The organism is Paraliomyxa miuraensis (assembly GCF_026337845.1).
In the GTDB taxonomy this organism is placed as follows: domain Bacteria; phylum Myxococcota_A; class Polyangia; order Nannocystales; family Nannocystaceae; genus Paraliomyxa; species Paraliomyxa miuraensis.
In genome coordinates this window covers 535,370-543,819 of sequence record NZ_JAOVZF010000159.1, presented here as the reverse complement: position 1 = coordinate 543,819, position 8,450 = coordinate 535,370, and the positions used below count along the sequence as shown (strand labels likewise).

Here is an 8,450-nt window from a genome sequence, read left to right as displayed (position 1 = left end):
GTCGCTTCGCTCCCGTTGCCCAGGTGCTTCGGAACGCTTGCCCAGGTCCACCGGTCCAACTGCCCAGATGCTCCGGAATACGCAGGGTGCACGCGTACCTGCTCAAGCCGCTCTCGCGAGGCCAGATCGCCGCGTGCCTCACCCAGACGCCCAACGGCCTCGAGTTCCTCCGCCAGCTACTTCGTCCGCTCGTCGGGAGGTTCGGCCTCAAGGACATTCAGGCGTACATCCGTCGCGAGTTGGTGCGCGACGCCCTGGCCCGCGCCGGGGGCAGCCGACGCTCGGCCGCGCGGATCCTCGGGGTGACGCGGCCCGCCGTGCAGAAATTCCTGCGCGAGGTGGGGCTCGATGGGTAGGCGATCGCGAAGCTCACCGAACGCATGGCCTTCAGTTTCGAACGTAGTAACTGCTCGCCCTACGCCCTACGAGTGCATCGGGTTACCGTCGCCTCGTGACGTTGTCCTCCGCAACGGTGACCTAGTGAATCTTCGACACGGCCTTCGGAGCCCCGCTCGTGACAGCACCGGCCGGCGTCCTCATCGGCTCAAGCCCCGCGAAGCTCCGTGTGTCAAGCGCGCCGTCGTCCATATCGACGACGGCGTCCCCGGTCTCGCAGTCGGGATCAACGTCGATGTCGCAGCTTGGGGGGCATGGGTGCGTTATCGTCGCCGTGGTAGCACCGACTGTCGCGCATGGGAGCAGGGCACCGAGCATTTCGCGCCGGGTATCGCGCGGAGAGCATTTCTGCGGGTCGGTGCGCTTGTCAGCCGAGGAGGGGCCGAGCTGCGATCCGACGGAGCCGGCCATTCCGTTCCTCTTGGTCAAGCCAAGTCACCAGTGATTGAGACACTGGTGAGCGCCCCCCCAGGCAGGTTATTCTCCGTCACGATGGACTCGATTCTTCGCACCGGAGATTTCGTGCTGTTCGATACATTATTTGGCACAGCGACGGTCGTGGCTCCCCCCGTGGTGATCACGGGCTCTAGCCAGGTCAAGATCCGTGGCGCAATCGCTTGCGTTCTGGGGGACGAAGGTTCCGTCACTACCACAGCCAGCTATCACAGCGTCGAGTTCTACAACCCGTTGACCGGCATCGGGATACTCACCATCGAGCGATTGGCAAACGACCAAAGCGCTCAAAGCAGTACATCTAATGGGCCGGCCCTTCTCCTGGTGGGCACCATGTTCACGGCGCAGTTGCGGGTCACTGTGCCAGCCAGCAATCCTGCCTCATCCGACACTCCAGGTCGGATCTACATGGGAACGGGTCGCTTCTCGACGTCGAACGCTTGGTGTCGAACACATTGAGAAACCACAGTTATGGTCTCGTGAACGACTTCAACTCCATACCTGTAGTCTCACCTTCGACCTTCACCTGCCCGATCCCATCCACCCACCAGACGGTCGAAGTGGACGAGGAGCCACCGTAGCCCGCCACGAGTTGAAGCACCGCCGCCTCGTACGTTCCTGCCAGGGTTTCGACCTGCTCGGTCCGGAGCACGGTCCACCGCTCCTCGAGCTCAACTCCGGCCTGCGACCAAACATTGTTCCACTCATCCCCAATGGCGAGCGGCACGTTGAACTCCAGGGCCGACGGCATCAGAGTTTGCCCTTTTTCGGCCCGACGCTCGATGCGATCGGCGAGCAGCGCAAAATCGGTGTCCGAGAGGGCTTGAGTCACGCCATCCATGTGACATCGCCGTGTCGCTCCACCCAGCCCGTCCTCCCACTCGAAGACCTCCTCGATTACGCAGGTGACGTCGACATTGCTTGAGTGTAGATACACCCACTGCACCCCCAGCTCACCGTACGGGGGAAGCTCAGAGAAGACCGGCTCCAGCCCCCCGCTGCCCTCGTCCATGACTGCGCTGTCCCCGCTGCCCATGTCGAGGGCCATCCCGCCCTCGCCCATGTCGACACCAGCGTCCCCGGCCTCGCAGCCGGGATCCGCGTCGACATCGCAGTCCGGGGGCGTGGGGGCGTCGTTCCCATCGCCACGCCGCTCACAGCCACTGGCGCTCATCGCGAGCAGGGAACCGAACAGGACGCGGCCGAGCATTTCGCGCCAAGTATGACGCGGGTCGGTGCGTTTGTCAGCCGCGGGGAGCGGCCGTACCCGAGACCAGACTGATCGGCTATGCCGTTCCTTGGTCGAACACGGCACGGCCCGATTGCCGCGATGATCTCGGTCGGCTCGCGTCATTCTTGGGAGCCGGCGGCAAGTGCTTCCACGATCGTCGTCCAGTCTTGCTCTTGCGCAAGTGCGAGACCAGCCGCTCGTGCCGCATCGCGGACCTCGGCGTTCATGGCGGTCGATGCATGGAACGTCGCTTGGGCGAGCGCATCCCAAGCGGCACGAGGCTGACCCGCGTCACGAAGGGCGTCTGCGAGGGTGATGTGCGAAGCGCCATCGTAGGAGACGCCCTGCGTGATGTGTTCCACCACGCCGCGGATCATGTGTGAGACCGGACCTTCGGTCGTGGGCTGGTCTTTCAGTTCCCGTGCCGCGAATTGCAGGCCCACGACCTGACGGCCGGAGACATTGGGCAACTGACTGGGCCCCGCCACTCCGACGAGGTCCACCCCCGCCGTGACGTCCACGAGTCGTCGTGCCCACGGGACCGAGAGATCCGGTCGCTGTTGTGTTCGCGCTGCATGGTAGCTCGCCATCGCAAGGGCCGGAGCCCATCGTCCCCTCGTGGCCTCGGATTCACTCGGCGGGGCCGGAGGCTGGCCTTCGAGCTGCAATTGCAGTACTCGTCGGTATGACACGTGCTCGATGTCGTCGTCGAGAGCCTGGGCCGCATCGGCCATGACCGACTCGCGCTCCACCGACAAGGGCTGGGCCTCGTCCAGACGAGCGAGTAGGGCGTCGTCGAACAAAAGGCCCGTGAAACGATCGAGACCTTCTCCGTGAAGCGCGGCATCCAACCGAGAAAGGTCGTCTCTCAGTCGCGGCCATGCCGCTCGCATGGCTCGCCAAGTATCCGCCTGGGTGCGCAGCATCGACCAGAGGAGCACCATGGGCAGCGAACCCCGTACTCGTGTGGCGACGGTGCTGATCGAAGTGCCATTGATCCACACCATCGGGCAATCCCAGAAGTCGACCTTGGGCAACAGCCGTACGGCCATTGTCGTTCCTGGCCGACCCGACTCGCCCTGCTTGAGGAGCGGCCAAGCCCAGAAGTAGGTCTCCAGCGGCTTGCCGAGCAGGTGAGGGGAGAGAGACGTGACGCGACCGAGCGACGCGGCCTCATCTCCGATCGCAAGGGCGCCGACGGGATTGCCTGGTACTGAGAGAGAGATCTGCATTGCTCATCCTCGTCCGCGCAGTTTCTTCCACAGCGGGTTGTTGTCGGCGTTCCGCCGGAGCTCCGCCTCGCTGGGCTGCTCGGCTTTCGGCCCATCGACCACGCTCGCATCGAGTGCTGCGAGAACGGCCGCCACTGCCTGAGTCAGGCCCGCCGTGTAGGCGATCTCGATCGCCATCGAGACCTCTGTCTCGACCTCCCGGTCAATCGTCGCCTCCTCGGCATCGCTCTCCTCGCGACAGGTGTTCTCCGTCGTGCTGATTGCGGACATCGCTTCCGCGATCTCGCCTTCCACGCTCTCTTGAACCTCCGGCGTCGTCGCTTCTGCGAGCCCTGCCGCGCGGAGTTGCAGGGCCGCGGCTCGGGCCTGCTGGATGAAGCTCTGCCAGTGACGCCCCTGGGGATTCATGGCCAACCTGCCAGAGCCAGTTCGAACGTCGATGTCGGACGCGGCTCGATCCACTTCTTGATTGGCCTGCTCCATGGAGCTCGCCCTGCGAGCTTCCGCGCCACGGTGCAGCTCCGCGATCTTCCGCTCTACCAACTCACGCATGTGCGCGCGATGGACGGCCGTCGAGCCAGTTCGATGGGTCGTCTGGTGCAGGAGAATGGCAGGCAGGTCATCCCCACTCGCGTCCAGGGTGGGCACAGTACGTCGCGAGAGCGGTCCGATGGCCGCGGCCGCGGTTGGTTCATCGTGGAGGTCCGCGATGACTCCATCCAGGGCTTCGCTGAGGCTCTGCGCCAACTCGTTGGCGGGTACGTGGTGAGACTCGCGAGGAATGCCGTCCGGCGAAGGATGGGCGCTCTTCTCCGAATTCATGGGGTGAAGGCCGAGCTCTGCCGGGGGGTAGGCCGGAATCGGCTCCAACAACGAATGCACCCCGAACGTCTCTCCATAGTCGCGGAGCAGGACCAATACCTGGTCGGTGAGACTCCTGATCTCCGCGAGGCGAGCGTCCTTGTTGGCATCGGTAGGATTGGGAATCGCCGCCACGATCTGGGATGCTTTGAGGTTGATCGCGTCGAGCTTCTGCTCCGCATCCGTCGCTTTCGCGGGGTCGGAGTCGCGGAGACTGGCCAGTTGCGACCGAGCGGTGGCCGCCTTGGTCGCGATCTCATCCTCTCGTTCGCTGGCCATCATCACGTGGTGCTGCTCAAGGTCCACGGTCACGGTGTGGGTCTCTCCCGACATGGTAGTCCGCTCTTCCATGTCTTCCAGTTCCTCCTCGCCTTCTTCGTCTCCCCCGCCAATCCCCAGCGCCGCCAGCACCCGCCGCGCCTGTGCAGCGATGAAACCGACCACCCGGTCGACGATCCCCAGCACCCACCCCTGGAGGTCGCGGATCACGCCGGCGATCCGCTCGGGCAGGTCGCCCAGCCCCACGAAGCCGGCCAGGAAGTCGATCACCGGAGGGATGAGGCCAGCCAGGGCGGTCTCTACGGCGTTGGCCATGCCGCCGATGTTCCCGTTCATGATGTCGTACGCGCCGTTGACGATGGTCTCCACCAGCGTGAAGATCCGGGCGGCGTTCTCGAACACCCACTTCACCACGCGGTAGATCGCCTCGATCGCCTGCAGGACGGCACCCGCGGGGTTGAGCATGCCCAGGATGCGGACGGTCGCCTGGGTGATGAGCGCCTCGATCACCATTTCGATCGCGGCGTCCATCACGGTCTGCAGGATGACCGAAGGATCGAGCTGCTCCCGGATCATCTCGATGATGCCGCTCGGCCCCTGCTCGATGAGGACCTGGATGATCTCGTAGGCTCGCTCGAGGAGCGCGACATTCTCTTCTCCGATGTGGCGCGCGAGGATCTCCCGGATGTTGTCCCAGGTCAGCCCCATGAGCTGAAGGAAGAATGTAACGATGCTCGACAGCGAGAAGTCCGGCGGGAGTTGGACGCCGACGCTGCCCAGGCCGCTGAACAGCCAGTCGAGCAGGCCCTGCAACAGGTGCGCCCCGATGTTGTCGAAGAACTGGGTGAAGCCCTGTGCCAGCGCCTCGAGCAGGTTGTTGGCGAAGCCGAGCGGATCGTCGGCGATGCCCGAGACCACCTCGCCCAGCCGATCGACCAGCGCCCAGAACGCGGACGGCTCGATGCCGACCAACTCGAGCAAACCATTGATGATGAAACGAACCGGGTCGTCGAGGAATGCCTCGATCGCGCTGGCGATGCGCCCCAACAATCCCCCTGCCGCTTCGCGGAGCTCATGGATCTCCTGGCGAACCTCTTGGACCGCCCCCGCGGCTCGCTGGGTGAGGTCGCGGTTGAAGTCGTCGCGGGCCTGTTGGGTCTCCTCCTGTAGCGAGTCGAGGCGCGCTGAGAAGCCCTGCCGCTGCTCCTCGGCCCAGCCCTGCAACTCGGCGGGCAGAGAGGCGAACACTTCGTCGATCTGGCGCCGAGCTTCGGCGATGATTGCCTCCGCGGCTGCGATGACCGCGTTGACATCGCGGGAGATGTCGCGGATGACGTCGCATACACCGTCCCCGAATTCACGCTCCGCTCGGTCATACTCGTCGACGACCCAGTCGGGGTAGCCCAGGGCGTAGTCCACGACGCTGAGCACGGCGCCGCCAGCCCCCGAGTGACGCTCGTCGATCCAGTCCTGCACGCGATCGAGGCTGCTGCGAAACTCGCGAGACAGACGCGGCAGCTCGGCGTCCCACGTCGCCATCGCTGTCCGCGCCAGCGGCTCGAGTAACCCACGTACGCGTCCCTGGGCGGAGGTGAAGAGCTCGTCGGCGCGACCGGATGCGGCGCGCCGCATCTCCTCTTCCGAGCCTACCATCGTGGTCTGCTGGGTACCCGACCCCTCGATGGTCCCCTCGCGGGAGCTGTTCATGGCCGCGAGCGCCTGCGCCTGTAGCTGGGCCATGTCTCCCTGGGCTCGCTCGATCGCCGCCTGCTGCTCGGCAATCACCTCTGCCGGATCACGCTCCGCGGTCTCGCTCAGCTCGCCGTGAGCCTCACGGGCCTCGGCGATTGGACCGCTCTGCACGAGCTGAGCCGGCTCGGTCTCCATGCCCGCGTCGGCCATCTGCTGCGCCGAGTTCTCCACATCGGCCCCAAGATCGATGTCGGCGTCGGGGACCGGATCGGGAGCGGCTCCCTCGGCGTCGATGTCCCGACTCTCCACCTCGGTGGGGGGCGTCTCGAGCGGCGTGCCCGGGACGGCGGCCTCGGTTGGCGGCGCCTCATCGAGACCCGCGTACTCGCCTTCCACGCGGTCGGCATCGGACTGGATGCTATCGTTGAGCTCGCCACCCGCCTGGCGGGCGGCCGAGGTCGGGTCGGCCTCGAGCAGCGAGTCCTCGTCAGGTGGACGTCGATCGCGGATGGCCTGGTAGATCCGCTGGCACAGCGCTTCAATCTCGGGGCTCGGCTCTGGTCGCTGCTCGAGCGCAGCCACCAGATCGGCCCGCGCCTCCGCGAGCTGCTCCTCGGGGGGCTCGGTCACCGCCGCCCGAGCCTCGCCCGTGGACGCCTCCGCGGAAGGCAGCGTGCTCTCGGCCGACGCTCGTGACCCCGCGGCGCCGCGGGCCGAGCCAAGGCGCTGCTGCGCCGCGGGCCCGAGCTCTTCGGGGGGCGGCGGCATCTGAGGCTCGACCATTGGGGCCTCGGCGGGCGCTTCGGCGGCGGGCTCTTCCCCGGCGGGGACCTCCTCGTCGAGACCCACCTGCGCGGCCTCGCCCGTGGACGCGGCCGAGTCGTCGGCCTGCGCACGAGCCTCGGCCAGCGATTCGGAGGCACTGGCCTCGCCCGGGGGCGTAGCGGCGACCTCGGGACCGGCCGTCTCCGCCACGACGGCCTCGGGCGGCACCTCGGCGAGATCGGGCGCAGCCTCGACCATCGTCGTGTCCTGGTCGGGGCTCGTGCCTAGGGGTGTGGGTACGGAGATCGTGTCTTCGTCCGCCTCTGCGGATGGTGCCGTATCAGTTGGCTCGGCCCGCGTGTGCTCGCGCCCGAACACCGCCTCGTTCGATTCGACACGGCGGAGCACCCACTGCAGCGTGCGGCCGCTGTCCTCTTGGTCACTGCGTAGCTCCACACGGTAGCGGCTCGACTCGAGCGTTCGCTTGACCGTGGTCGCGTTGACGTTCTTGTCGATGAACACCGCCAACGCCTCGGCCGCGCTGCCTACGGCGAGGACCCGCTCGAGCAGATCGGCGACGATGTCGAGCACGGGCTTGGGAACCGCGGCATCGTCGAGCGCAAACAGGGTGCGCAGCTCCGAGAGCGACGGTACCTTGGGGCGATCGGGCTCGGCCTCGAGCTCTCGCTGCACGCGATGGAGCCCGCCCTGCTGCTGGAGCACATGGGTCAGCTCGTGGGCGACCAGGCGGCGCCCGTCGGGCTCGCGTGGACGAAGCTGTCCCTCGCCGAAGACGATGTCGTGGCCGACCGTGAACGCGCGCGCCCGAACCTGCCTGGCCAGCAATGCGGCCTCGGGTCCCGAGTGAGATCGGACCTGGCCGAAGTCACGACCGAATCGCGCTTCCATGTAGCCGAGCAGCTCCGAGGGTAGCGGCTGTCCTCCGCTCTGGCGCAAGCGTCGTAGCGACGACTCGAAGGCACCGGTCACCTGCGGACGTTCGTGACGACGCCCCGCCGCACGACGCTGCAGAGCCGGCGATTCACCAGGCTCGTCGTCGTCGGTCATCGCCTCTCGCTGCAGCGGCCGCGACATCTCGGCCGAGGCGTCATCCTCCTCGTCCGCCTCGCGTTGCAGCAGCTGCAGCGTTCCGACCTCGTTGGCATCCTCCTCGTCTTCTTCGCGCTGCAACGACGGACCTGCGGGGGCCGTCAGCGCTGCGGCGGACCCCCCCAGCTCGTCCGACGGCTTGCGACTCAACGTGCCGCCCGCGACCAAGGTCATCCCCGAGCCACCAGCCCCGTTCGACGCGAGTCGCTGTGGAGGCATCCTCGTCACCTTGTCGGCGACGGCATCGGCCTCCCGCTCGTACTCATCATCGGGCGCGTTGACCTCGAGCTTCGCCTGGAGCGCCGCCGCGTCGACGGTCTCCTGTCCGCGACGACGCTCCCGTCGCCGCCGCCCCCCCACCGCGTCTGGCTCTGTGGGTCGCCGACTCGCTCGGGCCGCGCGGGCCGTAGGCTTGGCCAGCACAGACACCG

5 protein-coding genes are annotated in these 8,450 nt (G+C 66.7%); 2 read left to right on the top strand and 3 right to left on the bottom strand.

All coding sequences use genetic code 11. The annotated features are described in order from the left end of the window. The first annotated feature begins 86 nt into the window (after nt 1-86). Both OEB96_RS33370 and OEB96_RS33365 read left to right on the top strand, forming a co-directional pair. Nucleotides 87-356 (top strand): helix-turn-helix domain-containing protein, encoded by a 270-nt coding sequence (locus tag OEB96_RS33370; protein ID WP_266220883.1) that lies wholly within the window; start codon nt 87-89, stop codon nt 354-356. Between the two features lie 532 nt (nt 357-888). Next, nucleotides 889-1,308, top strand: a complete 420-nt coding sequence (locus OEB96_RS33365; protein ID WP_266220882.1) for a hypothetical protein — start codon at nt 889-891, stop codon at nt 1,306-1,308. Between the two features lie 10 nt (nt 1,309-1,318). On the opposite strand, the gene OEB96_RS33360 is transcribed toward OEB96_RS33365, so the two are convergent. The 3 genes from OEB96_RS33360 to OEB96_RS33350 all read right to left on the bottom strand — a co-directional run bounded on the left by OEB96_RS33360 (nt 1,319) and on the right by OEB96_RS33350 (nt 8,379). Further along, nucleotides 1,319-2,059, bottom strand: a complete 741-nt coding sequence (locus tag OEB96_RS33360; RefSeq protein ID WP_266220881.1) for a hypothetical protein — start codon at nt 2,057-2,059, stop codon at nt 1,319-1,321. A gap of 140 nt (nt 2,060-2,199) precedes the next feature. After that, nucleotides 2,200-3,312 carry a hypothetical protein gene (locus OEB96_RS33355; protein WP_266220880.1) on the bottom strand — a complete coding sequence of 371 codons (1,113 nt, stop codon included), beginning with the start codon at nt 3,310-3,312 and terminating at the stop codon, nt 2,200-2,202. 3 nt (nt 3,313-3,315) lie between these two features. Next, nucleotides 3,316-8,379: an eCIS core domain-containing protein gene (locus tag OEB96_RS33350; protein ID WP_266220879.1), complete on the bottom strand. Its 5,064-nt coding sequence runs from the start codon at nt 8,377-8,379 to the stop codon at nt 3,316-3,318. Nucleotides 8,380-8,450: the final 71 nt, after the last annotated feature.